Below are 21,924 nucleotides of genomic sequence, written 5' to 3' on the forward strand. Positions count from 1 at the left end.
TTCAGGCTCCGGTGAATTCGGCGGGGCGCTTGCCCAAAAAGGCCGCCTTGCCCTCGGCGTGGTCGTGGCTGAGAAACAGCTGGCTCTGCAGTTCCAGCTCGCGGTCCAACTGGGCGTCGAGCCCTTCGGCCAGCACCGCCTTGGTCAGCGCCAAGGGCAGGGGCGCGAGTTTTTCCAGCACCTGGGCCCGGCCCAGAGCGACTTCCAGTGCCTGGCCGGCCGGCACCAGATGATCGATGAGGCCTAGCTTGTCGGCTTGCGCGGAGTCCCATTTTTCGCCGTAGAGCAACACCTGACGGGCACGCCCGCGGCCGATGCGTTGGCTCAGGGTGTGCAGCACGCCCATGTCGGCCATCAGCCCGACCTGGCCGAAGCTGGCAACGAAGCGCACGCCGTCGCCGGCCACCACGGTATCGCAGGCCATGGCCAGCGACAGGCCGGCGCCGGCGGCCCAGCCCTCGACGGCAGCGATCAGCGGTTTGCTCATGCCGACCATCTGACGGATCAGGCGATGGCTGCGGCGCATGCGCTCACGGCCAGCGGCCAGATCGCTGACGTGCATGTCGGTGATGTCGCCGCCGGCGCAGAAGTTGCCGTCGACGCCGGTGAGGATCACACAGCGCACCTTGGCGTCCTGCTCGGCACGGACCAAGGCGGTACACAGCTGCTCGCGCAAGGCCAGAGACACCGAATTGCGACGCTCGGGTACGTTGATCGAGAGGATGCGCGTGCGGCCGCGGTCCTGTTCAAGAATGCCTTGCTCGATAATGGCGTGCTCGACAATGGCCTGGCTCATGGCTGCACCTCGTTGAACACGTGCTCGATATAACGCGCCTGATGGTGCGCCAGTGTGCCACCGGCATTGAGCAGCACCAGGGCCTTGCGCAGGAACAGGCCGATGTCGGCTTCGTCGGTGTAGCCGATGGCACCATGCAGCTGAATCGCCTCGCGGCAGACCTGCAACGCCGCGCGGCTGCTGCGGATTTTCGCGGCGCTGACCTGGCGCTGACGGGCGTCGGCGTCGATGCCCGCATCGATGCGCACGGCGGTCTGGGTGATGATCGCGCGACTCAGTTCGATCTGCAGCTTGAGGTCGACGCAACGATGTTGCAGGGCCTGAAAACTGCCGATGGGGCGGCCGAACTGACGGCGCACCTTGAGATAGTCCAGGGTGCGCTCGAAGGCACCCTGCATGCAGCCGAGCAAGTAGGCGGCGGTACCCAGAGTGGCCTGATCCAGTGCCTGCTCAAGTGCGGCCGCCGGCACATCGAGCAGGCGCGCCGGGGCCTGAGTGAAGGTCAGGCGGGCGCTGTGGCCGCCGTCCTGGGTGGCGGCGGGCACGAGGGCGATGGCCTTGGCATCGACCAGCGCCAGGCCCTGATCGGTCTTCACCACAAAGGCATCGGCGCAGGCGCCGAGGGCCACGTCATGCAGTTGGCCGCTGACGGCACCGTCGCGGTACTGCAGGCAGGCGCTGTAGTACAACCCGGCAGGCAGCGTCAGGTGCGTACCGCTCAGTTGCGCGTCGAGCAAGTCGGCAGGCAGCAGCGTTGCCACCAGGCTGGCGCCGATCAGTGGCTCGGGAGCGAGGCCGCGGCCCAGTTCCTCGAGCAGCGCAATCGATTCGGCCTGGCCCAGGCCGCTGCCGCCCAGTGTTTCAGCGAGGCTCAGCCCCGTCCAGCCTTGCTCGCAGATGGCCTGCCAGGGCGCGCGCAGTGCCTGCGGTTCGGCGAAGCGCAGGGCGCGGATGCGGGACAGATCGCCGTCGCGCGGCACCACCGCCGCGGCGCTGTCGCGAATCATGTTGAGGCGTTCGAGACGTTCGTAATCGTCGGGTGCAGCGAGGGCCTGGTTCATGGGCGATGCTCCTTGTTCAGCGCCAACTTGCCGTTGTTGAGGACCACCACATCGCGCTCTACCACCCGCGCGCGGAACGAGCCGTCGTTCCAGATTTCAGTGCGGATGGTTTCGCCCGGATACACCGGCGCGCTGAAACGCACTTCCAGGCTGTGCAGCAGGTCGCTGCGATAGTCGGCAAGCACTTCGAACAGCGCCTGGAACGAGGTCGCCAGGGTGCACAGGCCATGCAGGATCGGCCGTTCGAAGCCGGCGCGGATGGCCACGTCGGGGTTGGCATGCAATGGGTTGTCGTCACCGTTCAGGCGATAGTAGAGCGCCTGTTCGGGGCGGGTCGGATGGTCGATGACATGCTCGGGTGCGCTGTCGGGCATCACGTGGGCGGGGGGCACCGGGCCGCTTGGCGCACCGCAGCCGCCGTCGCCGCGCAGGAAGGTGGTGCTGGAGGTGATGGCGAACACCTCGCCGCTGGCGGCATCGACCAGCTCTTTGTCGCTGTAGAGCAGGGCGCCCTTGCCGGGGCCCTTATCGACCAGGCCGGTAACGCGGGTGCGGCCGATGATCTGGCCCTCGACTGGAATGGGTTTGAGCCATTCGATGCGCTGCTCGCCGAGTACCAGTTTCAGCGCATCGACCCCGGTGGCCGGATTGCCCAGCCAAAAGCCCGGGTAGGCCAGCACCACTGGAATGCATGGGTGCGCCTGAAAGTCGCGGGCCGAATCGACGAAATCCAGCTGCTTGCGATCGACAGGGTCAGCGCCCATGCCCACCGACAGCGCGTAGAAAGCGGTGTCCTTGCGGCTCAGGTGCTGATGCACCGCCGGGATGGGGAAGTTCAGCAGGGTCTCAGGATCGAGTGGCATGGGGCACCTCCTGGCTGATGATCACCGCGTCGGCGGCAAATGCGCCCTGGCCGGCAGGCAGGGCGAATACGGGGTTCAGGTCGACCGATTGCAGGCTGTCGCCGGCGCGCCAGGCGAACTCGGAGAGCCGCGCGAGCATCTGCGCCAGGGCATCGATGTCCACTGGCGGACGGCCGCGGGCGCCGAGCAGCAGCGGCGCGCCCTTGATGCTGCGGATCATCTTCTCGGCTTCTACCGCATCGAACGGACAGCGGCGCAGGACCACATCCTTGAGCACTTCGACAAAGATGCCGCCCAGGCCGAACACCGCCACCGGGCCGAACATCGGGTCGCGCTGGATGCCCATGAAGCACTCGACACCGCCGCTCAGTTGGCGGGCCACCAGAATGCCGTCCAGGTGCGCGTCGGGGGCGTGCAGGGCGGCGCGCTCAAGCAGCGTGGCGTAGCCCTCTTCGACGGCTTGCGGGCTGGCGATATCCAGCAGCACGCCGCCGATCTCGGATTTGTGCAGGATGTCCGGGCTGGAAATTTTCATCACCACCGGGTAGCCGATCTGAGTGGCAAAACGTGCCGCCTCGGCGGCGCTGTCGAGGACTTTCTCGGCGGCGCTGACAATGCCGAATTCACCGAGCAGCGTCTTGGCTTCGGCCTCGCTTAGCTTGCCCGGTGGCAGCTGCACCGCAGGCAGATTCGGTTTGCTCGGCAGCGGCCGGTCGAAGGCCTCGCCCAGTTTGCCCATGGCGTGAATGGCGGTGACCGCCTGGGTCGGGTCTTCGAACAGCACGAAGCCTTCTTGCTCGTAGGGCACCACTTGCTCGGCATCGCCGATCAGCGACACCACGAACAGTGTCTCGGGATGGGCGTCCTTGACCTTTTTCAGCTCGGCGCACAGGCGCGGGGCGATCGAGGGCACCGTCCCGGCCTGGCTGAAGAACGCCAGCACCGAGCTGTAGCCGCCGTCGCTGATAAGGCTCTCGGTGAAGCTGCCGGCCAGAGAAATATCGTTGAGCACGTGGGCGGTGAAGTCCACCGGGTTGATCGGCGAGCAGAACGACAGTTGTTCCTTGAGCCTGGCCTGGGCCGCTGCGGGCATGGGCGGCATGGGCAGCTCGAGGTCTTCGGCGGCATCGCTGACGATGATGCCGGCGCCGCCGCTGATGGTCACCATGCCCAGGCTGTTTCGAGCCGGGTAGATGCGCCGGGTAGCGGCGTAGGCGATGTTGAGCATCTGCGCGCCGCTGTCGGCGAGGAACACCGCGTAATCGCCGAGCACCGCCTTGAACACCTTGTCGTCACCGGCCAGCGAGGCGGTGTGGGACATGGCCGCTTGCTGGCCGAGGGCGCTGCGCCCGACTTTTTGCAGAATCACCGGCTTGCGTGCCCGATGGGCGGCTTCCAAGGCATGAATGAAAGTGTCCACGTCGCGAATCGACTCGGCGTAGGCCATGACCACATCGACATCGGGGCTGTCCACCAGCCAGCCAATGCCGTCACCCAGGGTGATATCGGCTTCGTTGCCCGTGGAGATCATCAGCGGCGTGCCGAGCCCGCGTGCCCGCGACAGGCCGAGCATGTGCGCCGCGTAGGCGCCGGACTGCGAGGCGATGCCGACGCGCCCGGGCAGCGGGAAGCCGCGTTCCAGGCCGGAGGCGAAAGTGCCGTAGTAGCCCAGGTTGGCGTTGAACACGCCGGCGGTATTGGGGCCCAGCAGGCGCATGTTGTGGCGGCGGGCTTCGGCCACCAGGGCGTCCTGCAGGCCGACGCCGTCACCGCCCACCTCGCTGAACCCCGAGGAGAACACCAGGGCGCTGCGGGTACCGCGTTCGCCCAGGGCCTTGATGGTCTCGAGCACCTGCGCAGCGGGCACCGCGACAATGGCCGTGTCCGGCGCCTGGGGCAGGTTCTGCACGCTGGCGTAGGCGCGGATGCCCTGGACCTCCTTGCGGTTCGGGTTGACCGGCATCAGCAGGCCTTGAAACTCCTGGCGCAACATATAGGAGATGGGCCGGCCGCCGATGCGGGTCGGGTCCGAAGACGCGCCTACCACGGCCACCGAACGCGGTTGCAGCAGGGGGGTGAGGCTGTCGAAACGTGACCTGGGTCGGTCATCTGCATTGTTTTTATTATCGTGCATGTCGTCACCTGTAAGAGGGGGTACCGATATCAGAGCGTTGCTGCGCTCCCGAGAATGGCTGTGACCTGGCTGGAGAGGGTGCCGCCGTTGCCGTGCAGCAGGGCGATGTCGGACCTGGCCAGTTGGCGAGCGCCAGCCTCGCCGCGAATCTGCCGTACCGCTTCGAGAATCAGGAACATGCCGTACATGCCGGGGTGCATGCAGGACAGGCCGCCGCCGTTGGTGTTGACCGCCAGCGAACCGCCTGGGGCAATTCGGCCATCCTGGACGAAGCGACCGCCTTCGCCCTTGGGGCAAAAGCCGAGGTCTTCGAGGAACAGCAGGGTGTTGATGGTGAAGGCGTCGTAGAGCATCGCCAGGTCGATGTCGGCGTGGCTGACGCCGGCCATGGCCATGGCACGCGGGCCGCTTTCGGTGGCGGCGGTGACGGTCAGGTCGGGCATCGCGACAATCGAGCGGTGCCATTGCGCTCCGGCGGCGCCTAGAAAGTAGACAGGTGTACGAGGCAGATCGCGGGCGCGGTCGGCGCGGACCATGACGCAGGCGCCGCCGCCATCGGTGACCAGGCAGCAATCGGCGGTACTCAACGGATCGCTGACCATGCGCGCGGCCAGCACGTCTTCGATGCTCAAGGGGCCACGGGCATGGGCGTGCGGATTGAGGTTGGCCCAGCCGCGGGCGGCCACGGCGACTTCGGCGAGCATGGCGCGGGTGGTGCCGTATTGATGCATGTGGCGGCTGGTGGCCAGGGCGTAGGCGGTGATCGGATGGCGCGGCTGATAGGGCGTCTCGTGCCATTGCGGCTCGCTCATCGACACCAGCTTGCCGCCGCCGCTGCGCTGATTGGAGCCGTAGCAGATCAGCGCGGCGTTGCACAGGCCCGCTTGCAGCGCCAGGGTCGCCTGCAGCAGGTGCATCTCGAAGCTCGAACCGCCGGCATTGGTGCCGTCGAAGAAGGTCGGGCGCAGCCCCAGGTATTCGCCGGCCGACAGGGTCGGAAAAGCATTGACGCTGGTGGCGCAGAACAGCCCGTCGATATCGCTCATCTGCAGGCCGGCATCGGCCACGGCGCTGACGGCCGCCTGGCCGAGCAGTTCCATGGCACTGTAGCCGGGAGCATTGCCGATGCCGGACTGGCCGATGCCGACGATCGCGGTCTGGCCGCGTAACGGGCTGCTCATGATGGCGTCTCCTCGGCGATCACTCGAAAGACCACGGCGGCCTGGCCCTGCAGCTCGACGATCTCGGCGCGCAGGCGGCTGCCGATGGGGGCGGTATCGACGCCGTGCAGGCGCGACATCATCCGCGGCCCCTCGTCGAGGTCGACCAGCGCGATGTTGTGGCTGCCTTGGCGGGAATGATTGACGGTGATCGCGTAAAGTTTGCCCAGGCCGCTGGCGGCCACCCATTGCAGGTCGGTTTCGCCGCTGCCGGGGACCGCTACACGGGGATAGAAGACATGGCGCTCGGCGCTGGGGGTGAACTGCAGCATGAAGCGGCCCTGATCAAGATAGGCCTGGTACTGAGCCTCTGGCCCCAGGGGGCTGTCTGGCAGAGGTTGCGGTGCATGCGTCATGCGTCCTCCTGTTATTGTTGTGCGTCACGCTATACGACGTGTTGAAGCTAGAATATATTCAACATAGAGAATGTCAATCCGAATGCTGAATAAAAATGACCGACGACCTGTTAGACAAGAATGCTCGACCCGCGACCAAGGACGTGGGTGCGGTAGTCAATGCCATCCAGATCCTTCGCCATCTGGCCAGTACCCCCGACCCTGAGGGCGTCGCCGCCATCGCCCGGGCCACCGGCATCAGCCCGAGCAGCGCATTCAATATCCTGCGCACGCTGACCAACGAGCAGTTGGTGTCCTTCAACGACAGCGACAAGACCTATCGCCTGGGGCTCGGGCTTTCGGAGCTGGCGGTGAGCCTGATCGGCTACAGCTACGCCGACCTGATTCAGCCCGAGCTCGATCGGCTGAGCCTCAACTACCGCATTCTGGTGATCCTCTGGCAGGTCACCGGCGACAATCATATTCACGCCATCGGCCGCGCGATCCCCAATGCCGCCCATGTCGATGTGCGCCTGAACACCCGACTGCCGGAACTGATCGGTGCCAGCGGCCGTTGCATCGCCGCCTTGCGCCAGGTGCCCGAGGAGGAGATGCGCCGGCGTTTCGCGCGCCTGCAATGGGAGAATCCGCCGACTTTCGAGACCTATATGAGCGAAGCCCAGGCGACCCTGCACAGCGGCTGGGCCATCGACGAAGGCAATCTGTATCGGGGCGTCAGCCTGGTCGCCAGCGCGATCACCGATCACCATGATCAGCCGCGCCTGGTGATTTCAGGAATCGGTATCGGTGCTCAGCACAGTCGTGAGGAGTTGGAGCGCATGGGGGTGGCCCTGAGCCAGACGTCGGCGTTTATCGGGCGAGCATTGTTTCCGGGGAAACGTGGGACGTAGGTGTTCCGAATGCGGAATGGCATTCATATTTTCAAATGGTGCTGGCAAGGGTAGCTGCGATGATCGCCTCTGCGGCCAAGCGGTGGAATTCACTTTTGCCGAACCCCGGCTGCGGCTTTGCTTAAGGGCCGTTCAGCGGTGCAAGTGTGCAGCGGTGCAAGTAATCGGCGGGTACTAGCGATGGTGGAAGCGCTGCCGAGTCATTCAGCGGCGGTCATTCAGGAAGGGCGGGTACGCCGGCGGGATTCGGCGGCGTGAATCCCTGCGCCCGATCAGACGCGGGCGCAGGAAGGGCTCAAGCCATCAGAAGATGAACTTGAACAGTGCTATCACCACGATCAGACCGATCAGAAAGATGATACCAACGGTACCGCCGAGAAATTTCAACATGGTCAAACTCCTTTTCAGTAGAACGCAAATGTATCAAGGCAGCGGGTTGCCACCGGTCACGCCGAACACTTCACCGGTGATGTAGCTCGATTCCTGGCTGGCCAGCAGCACATAGATAGGTGCGCACTCCGCCGGTTGGCCGGGGCGGCCCATGGGGGTCTCGGAACCGAAATCGGGGATCTTGTCCTGTGGCTGGCCACCGCTCGGTTGCAAAGGCGTCCAGAACGGGCCCGGGGCCACGGCGTTGACGCGAATGCCTTTGCCGATGACCTGTTTGGCCAGGGCCTTGGTGAAGGCGACGATGGCGGATTTGGTCGGCGCGTAGTCGAGCAGTGTCGCCGATGGCTGGTAGGCCTGGATCGACGCGGTGTTGATGATCGTCGCACCCGCCGGCAAGTGCGGCAGGGCCGCCTTGCACAGCCAGAACAAGGCGTAGACGTTGGTCTTGAAGGTGGCGTCGAACTGCTCGGTGGTCAGCTCGGCGATGTCCAGCTGCGCGGTCTGCTTGCCGGCGACATTGACCAGGATATCCAGACCGCCCAGGCCGGCGACCGCCTGGCTGACCAGGCGCTGGCAGAATTGTTCGTCCTTGAGGTCGCCCGGTACGCTGATCGCCTTGCGGCCCTCGGCCTCGATCAGTTTCACCACTTCGCGGGCGTCGGCTTCTTCTTCAGGCAGGTAATTGAGGACGATATCCGCGCCTTCGCGAGCAAAGGCGATGGCAGCGGCGCGACCTATGCCCGAGTCGGCGCCGGTGATCAGCGCACGGCGTCCAACCAGTCGGCCAAAGCCTTTATAGCTGGTCTCGCCGTGATCGGCTGCGGGTTGCAGTTCATGCACGGTGCCGGGCGCCGATTGCGGCTGCTTGGGAAACTGCGGCTGCGGATATTGGGTCAGCGGGTTTTGCATCGAATACTGATTGTCAGTAGCCATTGGCACGTTCCTCATGCTGCTTTCAATGAAGTCGCAGCGATCGCGTCAGCGACGCTGCATTGAATAGTCATTGAAATGGAGCGCCTGGCAGAATTGTTCGTTCCATCTTTTATCCAACGTAACGCGCAATGTAAAAATATGTACATGATGTCGATACCAAGTTTTAATCGAGAGATTGCCAGGGAGGTCGATAAAGACATCAACGAGCTGGTGCCACATGACCCCTGCGTCATGGACTTGAGCATCAGTGTGGCCCCGGGGAGCAATTGCAATGCAGATCGAGCGCTTGGACATCATTCAGCACGACCTTGAAGACACCGCCGCTCATCTGGCCGCGCTGGCGCAAGTACTCGAAGGGCATGCCCGTTATCTGCGGCATAGCAAGTACACCGAAAACCTCGCCGAGATCGACTTTATCGAGCACCGCCTCGATGGCCTGGCGGCGTCGATCCTCGATCTGCGCGGTGTCGCCAGCAAGATCGCCAAAGTGGCGTGAGTCTCGTCGCACCGCTAACGGGGCTGGCGATGACAGTTGAGGCGTGCGACTCTGTCACATAAGCTTCACATTCATCTCGTCTGCCGCGTCTGCTGCGAAGGATGCAGCCTCCCGATATGCCTACGACCTGCGCTTCGCCTGTTTCCATCGCCACCGTCGACCGCCATTCACGTCTTGCCGCACTGGCCATGACGCTGGCACTGCCGGCCGACGCCGTTTTGTATCTGCTGCTGCCCATGTACGCCGATCAGTTCGGCGTGACCCTGGCTCAGGCCGGTCTGCTGCTGGCGGCCAACCGGTTGATCCGCATCGTGGGCTACGGCTACGTCACGCGCTTCTATGCCCGCCATGGCGACCGTGCCACCTGCACCTTGGCGGTGCTGGGCGCTGCGGTGTGTGCAGCGGGCAACGCCAGCCTGTCCGGGCTGTGGCTGTTGCTGCCGCTGCGGCTGCTGTGGGGCCTGTGCTTCGCGGCCTTGAGCCTGTCGACTCAGGCGCTGGCCACCGCTGACCCGGCGGGAGCGGCGCGGCGCTCGGGGCGTTCGCGGGCGTTTGCGGCGCTGGGGCCGGTGGTGGCGCTGCCGCTGGCGGCGGTCTTTGCGCACTTCTGGGGGCCACGCGTGGTGTTCTGGGTGTTTGCCCTGGCGGCGCTGGCTGGCCTGCTCGTCACCCGGGGCCTGCCGGCGTTGCCCCATGCCATGCCCGCTCGGCGTCGCGGGCTGAAATTGCCCAACAGCCTGGACAGCTGGTCCTTTCTTGAAGGGCTGACGCTGGATGGTCTGTTCATCATCGGTCTGTCGTATCTGGGGGCCGACGTGCTGCCCGGTGGCGCGGTGCTGGTCGCGGGCAGCCTGCTGGCGGTGCGTTATCTGGGCGAGATTCTGCTCAGCCCGCTGGGCGGCCATTTGGCCGATCAATTCGGCGCCGAGCGCACACTCGTGGTGCTGTCGCTGCTGACCTGCGCGGCGTTGGTGGGTTTCGGCCTGGGCTGGGTGTGGGCTGGTGCGGCGCTGATCGTTGTGCTGCGGGCCCTGCAGTTGCCGTTGCTGGCGCCGATCGTGGCGATGCGCACGCCGGGGCCCGAACGGGTCCAGGCGCTGGTGGCGCGCTCGGTGTGGCGTGACATCGGCGCCGGCACGGGGCCGGTGCTGGCCGGAGTATTGCTGCCGATCATGGCGCCGGTGTGGATCTATGCGGTACCGGCGGCGCTGCTCGGGTTGGCGGCGATCATGTGCGCTCGACGACCTGGCATCGGTACGGTAGCTGCGGACCAACCAGGGGAGTAGTACAGCGTCGCACCGCAGCGCAAACCGTGCCGAGTCGTACTGACTCAGTGACGGATGAAGTCGTGCAAGCCAGCGGGCGCAGACACCTTGGCAGGCGCGACAATCTGGCTACAGCCTCGCCAGCATCGCCCACAGCGAAGCCCCCACGCCGGTGATGCTTTCACCGGCAATCAAGCCGGCCGCGGCGGTAATCGCAAAGCGTTCGGTCGCGCTCGGCCAGCGGCGGCTCGCCAGCCAGGTCAGCACAGCGCCCAGGCCCATCATCAGGCCGATCGAGGCCGGCAGGATGAACGCCAGCCCCAGCGCCGCGGAACTGGGCAGGTAACGCGCGCGCCGGGCCGGCAGCAGGCTGTCCAGCGCCCCCAGCAGCACGCCGATCAGCGCTGCGATGGCGATCGCCCAGCGGATGCTCGGCGACAATGAATCCAGGCCCTTGGTCAAGGTCTCGGCGACCGCCTTCCATGTGGCGACCGCCGGTGCGGGCCAGGCTTCGGTCAACAGCATGTGTTGCGGATCGGGGATCAAGGTCAGGTACACCAGCACGCCGACGATGCTGCCGACGAAAATCCCCAGGCACTGGGCGATGACCTGTTTCTTCGGCGTTGCCCCGATGGCCAGGCCGACCTTGAAGTCGTTCATCAGGTCGGTGCATTGCCCCGCCGCGCCACCGGCCGTATTGGCGCTCATCAGGTTGATGGGCACCTGCCCGGGAGCGACGATGCCGAAGCTGAGTTGCGACAGCTGCCCGATCGCGCCGATCGGCGGAATACCGGTGGCGCCGACCACTCGCGCCGCCACCGCGGCCAGACAGATGGCCAAGGGAATGGTCAGCAGCGCCATGCCCGGCTGGATGCCGAACAACGCCGCTTGCAACCCCACTACCAGAGCAATGGCGAGCACAAAGCACAGTGCCGGGACCAACGCCGGGCGACGCCAGCCACGGCCGGCGCGGCGGCTGAACAGGCTGGCGCGCAGTGCCCACAAGCGCAGGCCGAGGGATGCCAGGGTCGAGCAGACCATCAGGCTCACGCCCGGCCACAGCAGCCACTCCACCAGCGCCGCGAACTGCGGGCCGCTGCTGCCCGGCGGCAACACCACCAGACCCTGACTCAATAACCACGGCGCCAATACCCCCCAGGCCAGCAGTGCGCCCAGCAGCAGAGTGATACCGACCCGGATGCCGATGATCGCACCGAAGCCCACCAGCAGCAGTGAGGGATCGAGGTTGAACGTCAGGCGTTCGAGCGCGGCATTGGGCGCCCAGCGAGGGATTGACCAGAGGAAGGTGTCGACCCACTTCACCACACCGGACAGCACTGCGGTGCCGAGCAGCACTTTCAGGCGTGTCGCGGCTTCAGCGCCATGGTTGTAGATATGCCGTAGCGTCTCCAGCGTGGCCATGCCCTCGGGAAATTTCAGGCCATCGTCATTGAGCAGGGAAGGGCGCAGGTACCAGGCGATCCAGATGCCCAGGAAACTCACGGAAAACACCCAGGCGATCATCGGCAGCGGATCGAGCTGCTGGCCGGTGAGCAGGGTGTAGGCGGGGATCGGCGCCACCAGACCGCCGGAGATGATCGAAGCCGCAGCACTGGCTACGGTCTGGTTGATGTTGCTTTCGAGCAGTGTCCAGGGCTGCTGGCCGTTGCGGCGTCCCAGGCCCTGCCAGACGCCATAGCCGATCAACAGCGCGATGATCGACATGTTGAACGACCAACCGATTTTCAGGCCCGCGTAGACGTTGGACGGCGTCAGCAAGATGCCCAGAACGATACCAGTCAGCACCGCCCGCGGGCTCAGTTCGCGCTGGGTGCTGTCGAGGCCCTTGTGCGGGGGCTGGGTGAGATCCATGTGCGGTCCTTTGATGGCGGGCGGGCCTTTCTAACTGAACGGCCTGACCGCACAAGGTTCCCCTCAGCCGGTTTGCATCAGATTTTCGAACCACTCCAGCCCGATGACCCAGGGCCGGTTTCCGGCTCGGGCTTTTCCTTGCTCTCGGGCTTGTCGCCGTAATCCACGTGCAGGTCATCGTCAAGGCGATTGCTCGACGATCCGCCTTTCTGTGGCGTCTCGTCGAAGTGCTGCCATTCGGCGTTCTGGAAGCGGAACAGACTGTCGTCGTCCGGTGCTTCGCGGCCGCCGTAGTTGTAGATCGAATAGTGCGCGTACTCGACCTTGTCGCCCCAGTTGTCCTGCAGCAAGCCATCCGCCGCCAGATCGCGATACCAGTCGTTTTCGTGTTCGCTGGCCTTCTGTTTTTTGTTGTGGTCGACGAAATACCCGATGATGCCACCCACCACCGCCAGTACCACCCCGACCAGAAAGAACGGCCCGGTCAGCGCCGCAGCCGCCGCACCGCCCGCGCCGATCAGCCCTGCCGCACCGAGCACTCCGGCCGAGGCGCCAAAGGCTCCCGATGCGATCTGCAGACCGCCGGACGCCTTGGCCAAGGGGTCACCGCTGTCGATACCACTCTTGATGGTGAAGGCGCCCAGGACGATATCCGCGAAGCCTCCCACCAGGTCGGTCGCCGGGCCCAGCACCTTGACCACGGAACCGGCGATGCGCCCGGCGGTGCCGGTGGCGAGCTTGCTTCCGCCCGCCGCGCTCACCGCGTCATCCAGCGTCTGGCTGATGCCGGCGAACGCTGACTTTTCGGCATCCGCGCCGCCGGCGCCATCACCCAGCACCGAGGACACATCGCCGTACTTGTAGCTGGGCACCGAATCCAGCGCCGAGGTGATCTTGGCTTTCATGTCGGCCGGCAGCTTGTCGGTTTCGAATTCGAACTTGGGCTCCTGAATGCCGCCCTTGCCCCAAATCTCCGGCACTGTCTTATCGAGGCCGAGGAAGTCCACCAGGGCGCCTTTGCCCAGGGTCGTGGCGATATGATCGCCCAGGCGCACGAACTGCCCCGAGGCGCCGGCGAAGCTGATGAAGTCCTTGGCCACCGACAGCCGCTGCAACGGCGTTTCGCCGAGCTTGCCGCCCTGGCCGACCAGTTGGTAGATGCCCGAGAACAGGTTGACGCTGGCACCCACCGAGCCCAGCACGCCTTTGCTGTTCATGGCGCTGAACACCTGACCGAGAGTGCCGCGATCGGCGATCGGGATATAGGGTTTGGACAACGCCGTATCGAGGTCGGCCTGACTGATCGAGCCCTTGTTCTTGTACACCTCGCCGAGCTCTTCGAGGGCCTTGGTCACCGCCGAGGATTTCTGCTTGTCGTTCAGGCCTTCCTCGAGAAACTTCTCGATGGTCTCCTGGGTGCGCCGCGGTAGGTCCACCAGCTCGCCTTTGAGCACGCCCTTGAGCAGACCGAACAGGTCCTTGGTGGCCAGCTCCTTGTTCTCGTCGGAGATCTTGCTCGGGTCGGCCATCAGGTCGTCGAGGTCGCTGGTCAAGCCATCGGCCTGGATCGATTGCGCAGCCTTGGCGGCAGCTTCCGGGTCGAGCAACGACAGTTGCGAGAGGGTGTTGCTCAGGTCCTGCTGGGCTTCATGGCCTTTGCCCTGGGCCTGCAGGTCCTTGAGGTACAGGATGTAGTCGGGGTTGGACGTCAGGTCCAGCAACTTCTGCTTGATCTCGTCCTTGTTGCCGACATGGCTCAGGGCGTCGTCCATCTTGCTCTTGTAGTCGGCCTGCACGGTGGGGTCGGCGAACAGGGTCGACAGCTGCTCCTGCAGCTTGTTGCCATCGATGATGTCGTGCATGTCGGCCGAGGTCAGCTCGGTCTGATGATCGTCGAACTCGCGCCAGGTGCCACCGAACGCTCCTGGTGTTTCTTCATAGCCGGTCAGGCCGCGGCCGTTCTGATAGGCGGCCTGGGCTTCGATGGCGCGGACCAGCTTGGCCCGTGGATCGTCCTTGGCGATGGAGCCGTCCTCGACCCCGGCGCGGTACTGGTCGATCAACTCCTTGGTGGCGAGTTCGCCGACCGTCAGCTCCGGCGAGCTGTCATCGTCTTCATCGGATTTGACCCCGGTACCTTTGTCGATGATGTTCACGTCGGCGTCGCTGGGCAGGTTGTACTTGGCGCGGGTATCGTCCACCGAGCTGGCGGTAGAGGCTTCCCATTTGGCCACCACCTGATCGTACAGCTGCGGATTGACGTCCTTGGAGACGATGAACTTGCCGTCGTCGTTTTCGTAGCGAATCAGGCCATTGCCGAGCTCATCGGGGGAGCCGAAGGTCATGTCCTGATTCTTGAGGAAATCGTTGGGGCCTGCCAGCTTGTAACCTTCGGCCTCGCTGTCATGGATCGAGCCCCAGGCATCCTTGACGCTCTTGACCTGCTCGAAGAGGTCTGGGGTCAGGTCGCGGGAGACCACGATGTGCTGGCCATCCTGGGTCTCGTAGCTGAGCTGATCGTCCTGCTGGCCCTCGATCCAGCCGAAGTTGACGATGTCGTTGAGCTGGGGCAGCGGCGTGTTGCGATCGGCCAGGGTCTCGCCGCCGTTGACCGCCTGCTCCAGTGCGGCGCGCTTGCCGGGGTCGGTGACCACCTGCTGGACCGACACCAGATAGTCGAACAGCTGTGGATTGTCATCGCGGGCAACTACGACCTTCTGGCCGTCGTGCTCGTAGCGGATGGTCCCGGGGCCGACTTCGTCAGGTGGCCCGACCGTGGTGTTCATCACCGGTGGCCACACTTCATTGTCGCCCGCGCGGCGGTAACCCTCGGCTTCGCTGGTGCTCAGGCCGGTGAGACTGGCGTAGGCGTCCTTGACGGCCTGGAACAGCGTCGGGTTGTCGCGCTCGCTGACCACTACCTTTTCGCCGCTTTGGGTGACGTAGCGAATCACGCCCGGGCCGGTCTCGTCCGGCGGGCCGATCAGGGCGAAGTCGCCCAATCTGGCAGGCGGTTGATCGTCGCCGTTGGCGACTCTGTAGCCTTCGTTCTGGCTCGCCGAAACCCCGGAGAGCGCCCTGTAGTCGTCGCTGACCTGGGCGAACAGTTCGGGGTTGGTCTGCTGATCGACGATGATTTTCTTGCCGTCGCTGGTTTCGAAGCGGATCAGCCCCGGGCCCACTTCGTCGGGCGCACCGATGCGCGCATATCCGCCCAAGGTATCGGGCGCCGAGGCATCGCTGGGGGCCAGGCCATAGCCGGCGTCAAGGCTGGCGACCACGCCCTGGATTTTCGGCTGCGCGTTCACTACTTGCTGATACAGCCCCGGGTTGGTGGACTTGTAGACGATTACCGCCTCACCGTCGCGAGTGGTGAAGCGCACCGTGTCGGCCGCCACCGTGCCGGGCTTTTCGATGCTGGCGAAGTCACCCAGCGCCGGGGCTTTTTCGTCCGCGCTGGCGGGTCGGTATTGCACGGCATCACGCTCGCGCGTCTTGAGCACTTGGGCGAAGCGCGCTCGTGCGCCGGGGGCGCCGGCGGGCGGCACGGTCGAATCGGGGTTGGTTACCGGGTTCAAGGACATACCGTTCGATTCCTGTTGGACGTTTATTGATAAGCCGATGCAGGCAAACCTGGGCCGATCGTTGCGCGGCGGTGGCTAAGTTGCAGGCGCCACAAACCCCAAGGTGAAGTAGTTTGCTGCTCGATAAAGGTGCTGGGCGCGAGAACAGTAACAGTCATATATGTGAGCAACAGCCGCGAAGAAAACTATTTCACAACATTTCACAGACTGGGTGACGGTCCCGCGTCAGCGATCTAGACAGCTTACGGGCGAAATGGCAGCAGGCGCGGGGACGGGCGCGGAGAATTAAAAAGTTCCTGACCAAGCAAAAAATAATATTAGAGTTTCGGCTTTAAAGTCACGGCTATTTGCTATCAGCGAGAGCGGAAGTTATCGAAAGTCAGCTTTCACAAGTTTTCACAACGCAATGCAAGTTGCTCTGAGTAATATCCGTCCGGCACTGAGGCAGAACGCTCAATTGAACATGGATAGGTCGCAAAGTCGGGGAGTTCACTTCTCTACGACAGTGCTTGAGCGTCTTCAAATGAGCGTCCTGGACCCCGGTGACCGATTCATACACTCACTCGTTGGAACAAGGAGAAACACCATGGCCGATACTCCACCAGTAAGCTCGGGCAACGCCGATTCCGCCATCGATAAGATGGAAGCGACCTTCAACATGGCGATCGAGAAATCCGCCAAGATCACCGAGATCTCCACCGCCAAGAAGGCGGAACTCGACGCGACCAAGCAACGTCCGCAGAACTGACGTCGTTCATGCGGGCAGTGTTCGCACTGCTCGCATGTCACCTAGGGTGGTCGACTGATGACAGCATTGATTTCACCGACTTCGTTACCTCGTCAGGCTGATGCCGTGGCGAGTGCAATCCAACTGGAAATAACCACCGGGCTGCATCAGGGCGTGTGCCTGGTACTGGATCTGCCGGCGTATCTGATTGGCAGCGCCGCCGGTGCGGACCTGTTGCTCAGTGATGCTGGCGTCGCCGCCGAGCACCTTGTGTTGCGCGTGGAGCGGGGCAGTGTGGCGGTCGAGGCCCGTGGCGGCGATGTCCAGGTGACCGACGCCGCTGGCCGCCTGTTGCGGGTGCCCATGGGCAACGGCCATCGCGCGCGTCTGCCGCTGGTCCTGCAGCTGGGCGCGGCGCAACTGCGTCTGCAGGCCAACACGCCGCGCAAGCCGCACGCAGCGCCTTTGCCCTCGCGCAGCGGCGCCCGGTGGCTGTGCGCGGCGCTGTTCATGGGTCTTTGCGCGGCGGCATTCGGCTCGTTCAGCCTACAGCGCGATCACGCCAAAACCATCACTCTGGCCAAGGCAGGCGCGGATGCCAAAGACCGGTCGGTGGCCGTCGGTGCCCCAGCCGTCAGCGCAGAACAGGCGCAACACTGGTTGGTTCAACAGCTGCAGGCCGCGCAGTTGAACCGCATTGAAATCGGCCTGCGCGACGGCGGCCTCAGTGCCCAGGGCAGCGTCACCCCGGCTCAGCGCAGCGCCTGGACAACCGTGCAACAGGAATTCGATCGACGTTATGGCCAAGCCATGGTGCTGCACCCGCAAGTTGCTGTGAGTAGCGTTCCGGCGACCCCACGGGTGCGCTTTCAGGCGGTGTTTTTCGGCCCTCATCCTTACGTGATCAGCGACACCGGCAAGCGTCTGTACCCAGGCGCGACGGTGGCCGACGATTGGGTGCTGGAGCGCATCGAGGCCAATCAGGTGATCCTCGCGCGCGGCACCGAACGCTTTACTTTCACCCTGTGACGAGCCGCCCATGAAAGTCGATCCGCGCCCAGACACACCTGCCTTGCAGTGCGCCAGTAGCGAACGCACGCCCGCGGTCGAAGCCCTGCGCCCGCTGCAGCCGCGCGCCGAGCAACGCTTCGAGGCCTTGCTCGGTCGCCGTGAAGTGCGCAGTCGCCGCTCCTTGAATGGCGAATTGCAACGCAGCGCCGCCAGCGATGACGTCAACGCCCAGCTGTTCAGCCCGGCGCGCTCGGTGCAGGTCCTGCAATACCTGCTCGCTGAAGTGCTGCCGACGCTGGACGCCGAACCCCAGATCAAGGCTCTGGCCGAGCAACTGCTCGCAGAGGAAATCGACACTCGCCAATGGCTCGATCAACAGCGCCTGAACGAGGTACCCGCATGAGCACTTGCGAACTCCGGCACGCCGATCGTCGCGACAGCATCGAATTGCTCAAGGGCATGGGCCAACGTTACCGCCGTGGTGGGCAGGCGCAACGGGCGCTGGTGATGCTGTTGATCGCTGCGCACCTGGCGCCTGATGACGGGCCACTGCTGCACAGCCTCGCTCTGGCCTTTACCGACAGCGGCGACAGCGCACGCGCCTTGGCCGCGCTGGATCGCCTGCAGCTGTTGGAGGGTGAGTCGGCGTCGCTGCTGCTGTTGCGCAGCCGAGCGCTATGGCGCGGCGCTCAGCGTGATGAAGCACGGCAATGCTTCAGGGATTACCTGGCCTTGCGCAAGGCGGCGGCATGATGCTCGTCGCCCGCCTCAACGGCCTGGCGCGCATCGCCGCGCAACGCAGCGACGTGATCATCGTCGCCTTCATGCTCATGGCCATCGCCATGATGATCATCCCGCTGCCGACCTATCTGGTGGACAGCCTGATCGGCATCAACATCGCCTTGAGCGTGCTGATTCTGGTGGTTGCGTTCTATATCCATCATTCGGTGGAGTTCTCGGCACTGCCGCCGCTGATTCTGCTCAGCACCCTGTTTCGCCTGGCGCTGTCGATCACCACCACGCGCTTGATTCTGCTGGACGGCAACGCCGGGCACATCGTCAAGGCATTCGGTGACTTCGTCATTGCCGGCCAGGTGGTGGTCGGTCTGGTGGTGTTCCTGATCATTACCGTGGCGCAATTCGTGGTCATCACCAAGGGCGCCGAACGGGTCGCCGAGGTGGCCGCGCGCTTCACTCTGGACGCCATGCCCGGCAAGCAGATGAGCATCGACAACGATCTGCGCAACGGCGATATCGATCAGGCCGAAGCCCGTCGTCGGCGCTCGCGGCTGGAGCGCGAGAGCCAGATGTTCGGGGCCATGGACGGGGCCATGAAGTTCGTCAAGGGCGATGCCATCGCCGGTTTGGTGATCCTCGCGGTCAACCTGCTCGGCGGCATGTTGATCGGCATGCTCGAGCGCGACTTGCCCTTCGCCCAGGCGGTGCATACCTATTCGCTGCTGACGGTCGGTGACGGCTTGATTGCGCAGATCCCGGCGCTGCTGATTTCCGTCGCCGCCGGTACCGTGGTCACCCGAGTCAACAGCGAGGGCACCGAGCACGACCTGGGTACTGAGATCGTCCGTCAACTGGGCACCAGCCATCGCGCCTTGTCGCTGACTGCCTTGATTCTGCTGGGCGTAGCCTTCTTGCCAGGCTTCCCGGCGGCGATATTCATCAGCCTGGCGGCGGTACTCGGCGGTTGCGCTTTCGTGCTCTGGCGCCGTGAGCGGCGCAACCCTGCGCTCGACGCAAACCCGGTGCAAGCACAGCTCGCTGACGAAGAGGGCAGCCCAGGCGCCGTGCTTCATCCTGCCGAACACCCAATCGAGGGCCCCGATCAAGCCGACGCGTTCCCCCGGCCCCTGCACAGTCGGGTACTGCTGACGCTTGGCACCGCTCTCGCCGCTCAAGCCCCTGCGCAACCCCTGCGCCAACGCATCGAAGCGCTGTGCCACGACCTGCGCGGCGAATTGGGCATCGAGGTGCCGGTGCCTGATCTGTGCATCGATCGTGAACAGGGCCGCATGACCTACAGCGTCGAACTCGAAGGCGTGCCCGTACGCGAAGGCGAGTTGCCGAGCGAGCATCTGCTGCTGCAGGACGATCCGGTGCATGCGCAATTGCTCGATCTCGACTGCCTGCAAGCGCCGGCGCCCCTGGGTCAGGAGCAGGGACAATGGCTAGCGCAGGAGCACCGGCAACGCCTCGATGACGCCGGCATCGGCTATTTGACCGCCGAGGAAGTGCTGGCGGCCATGCTTGAACGCACCTTGCGCCGTTACGCTGCCGATTTCCTCGGCATCCAGGAAACCCGCGTGCTGCTGGAGCGGGTGGAAGCCAAGTACCCCGAACTGGTCAAGGAGGCGCTGCGCACCGTGCCCTTGCAGCGGGTGGCCGAAGCCTGGCGGCAGCTGGTGGCCGAAGGGGTCTCGGTGCGCAATCAACGTGGGCTGCTGGAGGCCATGGTGGAGTGGGGTAGCCGCGAAACCGATCCAGGGCGTCTGGCCGAACACTTGCGAGCGGCCTTGGCGCGGCAGATCAGTCATCAACATGCCGACCGTCAACGGGTGATCAGCGCGTTGGTACTGGCGCCCGCGCTGGAAGAGCAACTGCGCAATGCGCTGCGCCGCCAGGACAAGGGCCGCGAGGCGATTTTGCCCGACGATCTGGGCCGCGCCTTGCTGACCCAACTGCGCAGCCTTTGCGCCCAGCGCCAGGACGACGACCGCAGCGTACTGCTCAGCCATCCGGAACTGCGCCGCGCGCTGCGTCGATTGACCGTGCGTGGCGAACTGGAATTGGCGGTGCTGTCGTTCCGCGAGCTGGCCGGCGAATACAACCTGCAAGCGGTCGGCACCTTGCAGCCGATCGATATCCCTTCGCGCCGCGCCGGCAACAGCGGTGCGGTCACCAGCCTGGCGAGTGCCTCATGAACCCCCTGCGTATTCCGATGTTCTGTTTGTGGTTACTGGCGTTGACGGCCAGTGCGCAAGCCCTGGGCGACAACATTGCCAAAGGCGCCCGCGGCACCCTCGACCTGGCAACCGGGGAGGGGCGCATCCTGCATTTCGCCGCGCCGGTGGAATCGGTGCTGGTGGCGGATCCGAACATCGCCGATCTGCAAGTGGTGTCACCCGGAGTGATCTATATCTTTGGCAAGAATGCCGGGCAGACCAGCCTTATCGCCTTGGGCGACAACGGTGAACAGACCGCCGCCTTGACCCTCGCGGTCGGCGCCGGCGCCCAGGCCGTGAGTCGGCCACTGCAGACCTTGCACCCCGGCAGCCAGGCCCAGGTCAGCGCCGCCGGCAACCGTCTGGTCGCCCATGGCAAGGTCAAGGACGTTGGCGAGGCCACCGATCTGAATGCCTTGCTCGGTACGCAAGGGCAGGGCTTGCAGAGCGCGATCAACAGTGCCGAATACGCCGGCTCCGCTCAGGTCAATATCCGCGTGCGCTTCGCCGAGGTCTCGCGCAACGAGCTGCTGCGCTATGGCGTCAACTGGAACGCGATGTTCAACAACGGCACCTTCTCGTTCGGCTTGTTGACCGGCGGCGCGCTGGCTGCCGATGCCGCCAGTGGCGCCTCCAATGTGATCAGCGCCGGGCTGGCTTCGGGCAACGTCAATATCGACGCGATGCTCGAAGCGCTGCAGAGCAACGGTGTGCTGGAGGTGCTGGCCGAGCCCAATATCACTGCCATGACCGGGCAGACCGCGAGCTTCCTGGCCGGCGGTGAAGTGCCGGTGCCGGTGCCGGTCAATCGCGACCTGGTGGGCGTCGAGTACAAGCCCTATGGCGTATCGCTGCTGTTCAGCCCGACCTTGCTGCCCAACGGCCGCATCGCCTTGCAGGTGCGGCCCGAGGTCAGCAGCGTGGTGACCACCAACGCCGCCACGGTGAACGGTTACCTGGTGCCGTCGTTCCGTGTGCGGCGAGCCGACACCCGGGTCGAGGTGGGCAGCGGGCAGACCTTCGCCATCGCCGGGCTGTTCCAGCGCGACAGCTCCCAGGACATCGACAAGGTGCCGATGCTCGGCGACATGCCGATCCTCGGCAATCTGTTCCGCTCCAAGCGCTTTCAGCGCAACGAGACCGAACTGGTGATCCTGATTACCCCGTATCTGGTCGAACCGGTACGCGGCCGCACCCTGGCGACACCGCTCGATGCACAACCGACCACCACCGCCGCGGCCGGTCCGCGCAGCGGTGGCGCCTTTGGTTTCTATCTCAATTGAGGGGCCGTCCGATGCATGTACTCCGCTGTGGCAGCGGGCTCTGGCCGCGGACGGCGCAACGTGTCGCCCGCGCGCGCACATCCGCC

General features: G+C 64.8%; 19 protein-coding genes. 9 read left to right on the forward strand and 10 right to left on the reverse strand.

The window, feature by feature from the left end; translation table 11 throughout:
- Position 1: 1 nt before the first annotated feature.
- Genes AC3WJP_RS16845 through AC3WJP_RS16870 form a run of 6 tightly spaced genes read right to left on the reverse strand, consistent with a single transcriptional unit; the run spans position 2 to position 6,430 of the window.
- Positions 2 to 796: an enoyl-CoA hydratase/isomerase family protein gene (locus tag AC3WJP_RS16845; RefSeq protein WP_493721919.1), complete on the reverse strand. Its 795-nt coding sequence runs from the start codon at positions 794 to 796 to the stop codon at positions 2 to 4.
- A complete protein-coding gene (locus AC3WJP_RS16850; RefSeq protein ID WP_493721918.1) occupies positions 793 to 1,857 on the reverse strand; it encodes an acyl-CoA dehydrogenase family protein in 1,065 nt (354 codons plus the stop codon). The genes AC3WJP_RS16845 and AC3WJP_RS16850 overlap by 4 nt, the downstream gene beginning before the upstream one ends.
- A complete protein-coding gene (locus AC3WJP_RS16855) occupies positions 1,854 to 2,720 on the reverse strand; it encodes a MaoC/PaaZ C-terminal domain-containing protein (RefSeq protein WP_493721917.1) in 867 nt (288 codons plus the stop codon). The genes AC3WJP_RS16850 and AC3WJP_RS16855 overlap by 4 nt, the downstream gene beginning before the upstream one ends.
- A complete protein-coding gene (locus AC3WJP_RS16860; RefSeq protein ID WP_493721916.1) occupies positions 2,704 to 4,854 on the reverse strand; it encodes an acetate--CoA ligase family protein in 2,151 nt (716 codons plus the stop codon). Before AC3WJP_RS16860 ends, AC3WJP_RS16855 begins: the two co-directional genes overlap by 17 nt.
- Before the next feature lie 29 nt (positions 4,855 to 4,883).
- Positions 4,884 to 6,035, reverse strand: coding sequence for a thiolase family protein (locus AC3WJP_RS16865; RefSeq protein WP_493721915.1), 1,152 nt, complete (start codon positions 6,033 to 6,035; stop codon positions 4,884 to 4,886).
- Positions 6,032 to 6,430 (reverse strand): Zn-ribbon domain-containing OB-fold protein, encoded by a 399-nt coding sequence (locus tag AC3WJP_RS16870; RefSeq protein ID WP_493721914.1) that lies wholly within the window; start codon positions 6,428 to 6,430, stop codon positions 6,032 to 6,034. Before AC3WJP_RS16870 ends, AC3WJP_RS16865 begins: the two co-directional genes overlap by 4 nt.
- A gap of 95 nt (positions 6,431 to 6,525) precedes the next feature.
- On the opposite strand from AC3WJP_RS16870, the gene AC3WJP_RS16875 reads away from it, so the two are divergent.
- Positions 6,526 to 7,320 (forward strand): IclR family transcriptional regulator, encoded by a 795-nt coding sequence (locus AC3WJP_RS16875; protein WP_493721913.1) that lies wholly within the window; start codon positions 6,526 to 6,528, stop codon positions 7,318 to 7,320.
- Positions 7,321 to 7,623: 303 nt separating this feature from the next.
- Here the strand turns inward: AC3WJP_RS16875 and AC3WJP_RS16880 are convergent, their stop codons facing one another.
- Positions 7,624 to 7,710: a small membrane protein YohP gene (locus tag AC3WJP_RS16880; protein ID WP_442087941.1), complete on the reverse strand. Its 87-nt coding sequence runs from the start codon at positions 7,708 to 7,710 to the stop codon at positions 7,624 to 7,626.
- Between the two features lie 33 nt (positions 7,711 to 7,743).
- Positions 7,744 to 8,643 (reverse strand): SDR family oxidoreductase, encoded by a 900-nt coding sequence (locus AC3WJP_RS16885; protein ID WP_493721912.1) that lies wholly within the window; start codon positions 8,641 to 8,643, stop codon positions 7,744 to 7,746.
- Positions 8,644 to 8,914: 271 nt separating this feature from the next.
- Between AC3WJP_RS16885 and AC3WJP_RS16890 the strand changes: the two genes are divergently transcribed.
- Positions 8,915 to 9,139: a hypothetical protein gene (locus tag AC3WJP_RS16890; RefSeq protein ID WP_493721911.1), complete on the forward strand. Its 225-nt coding sequence runs from the start codon at positions 8,915 to 8,917 to the stop codon at positions 9,137 to 9,139.
- 116 nt (positions 9,140 to 9,255) lie between these two features.
- On the forward strand, positions 9,256 to 10,425 hold the full coding sequence (locus tag AC3WJP_RS16895; RefSeq protein WP_493721910.1) for an MFS transporter: 1,170 nt from the start codon (positions 9,256 to 9,258) through the stop codon (positions 10,423 to 10,425).
- 108 nt (positions 10,426 to 10,533) lie between these two features.
- Here AC3WJP_RS16895 and AC3WJP_RS16900 read toward each other — a convergent pair whose 3' ends face one another.
- The gene (locus AC3WJP_RS16900; protein ID WP_493721909.1) at positions 10,534 to 12,276 is read right to left on the reverse strand and encodes an OPT family oligopeptide transporter; all 1,743 of its coding nucleotides are present in this window, start codon (positions 12,274 to 12,276) and stop codon (positions 10,534 to 10,536) included.
- 77 nt (positions 12,277 to 12,353) lie between these two features.
- Entirely contained in the window at positions 12,354 to 15,860 is a 3,507-nt protein-coding gene (locus tag AC3WJP_RS16905) for a hypothetical protein (protein WP_493721908.1), read from the reverse strand.
- Positions 15,861 to 16,446: 586 nt separating this feature from the next.
- On the opposite strand from AC3WJP_RS16905, the gene AC3WJP_RS16910 reads away from it, so the two are divergent.
- Genes AC3WJP_RS16910 through AC3WJP_RS16935 form a run of 6 tightly spaced genes read left to right on the forward strand, consistent with a single transcriptional unit; the run spans position 16,447 to position 21,838 of the window.
- On the forward strand, positions 16,447 to 16,608 hold the full coding sequence (locus AC3WJP_RS16910; protein WP_226502266.1) for a hypothetical protein: 162 nt from the start codon (positions 16,447 to 16,449) through the stop codon (positions 16,606 to 16,608).
- A gap of 57 nt (positions 16,609 to 16,665) precedes the next feature.
- Positions 16,666 to 17,616, forward strand: coding sequence for a SctD/MshK family protein (locus AC3WJP_RS16915; protein WP_493721907.1), 951 nt, complete (start codon positions 16,666 to 16,668; stop codon positions 17,614 to 17,616).
- A 10-nt stretch (positions 17,617 to 17,626) separates the two neighbouring features.
- Entirely contained in the window at positions 17,627 to 18,001 is a 375-nt protein-coding gene (locus AC3WJP_RS16920; protein WP_493721906.1) for a hypothetical protein, read from the forward strand.
- Positions 17,998 to 18,351 carry a type III secretion protein gene (locus AC3WJP_RS16925; protein WP_493721905.1) on the forward strand — a complete coding sequence of 118 codons (354 nt, stop codon included), beginning with the start codon at positions 17,998 to 18,000 and terminating at the stop codon, positions 18,349 to 18,351. Before AC3WJP_RS16920 ends, AC3WJP_RS16925 begins: the two co-directional genes overlap by 4 nt.
- The gene (sctV, locus tag AC3WJP_RS16930; protein ID WP_493721904.1) at positions 18,348 to 20,534 is read left to right on the forward strand and encodes a type III secretion system export apparatus subunit SctV; all 2,187 of its coding nucleotides are present in this window, start codon (positions 18,348 to 18,350) and stop codon (positions 20,532 to 20,534) included. Before AC3WJP_RS16925 ends, sctV begins: the two co-directional genes overlap by 4 nt.
- A 17-nt stretch (positions 20,535 to 20,551) precedes the next feature.
- Positions 20,552 to 21,838: a type II and III secretion system protein family protein gene (locus tag AC3WJP_RS16935; protein WP_493721953.1), complete on the forward strand. Its 1,287-nt coding sequence runs from the start codon at positions 20,552 to 20,554 to the stop codon at positions 21,836 to 21,838.
- The last annotated feature ends 86 nt before the right edge of the window (positions 21,839 to 21,924 follow it).

This window comes from Pseudomonas sp. GW821-FHT01A09 (assembly GCF_058986725.1).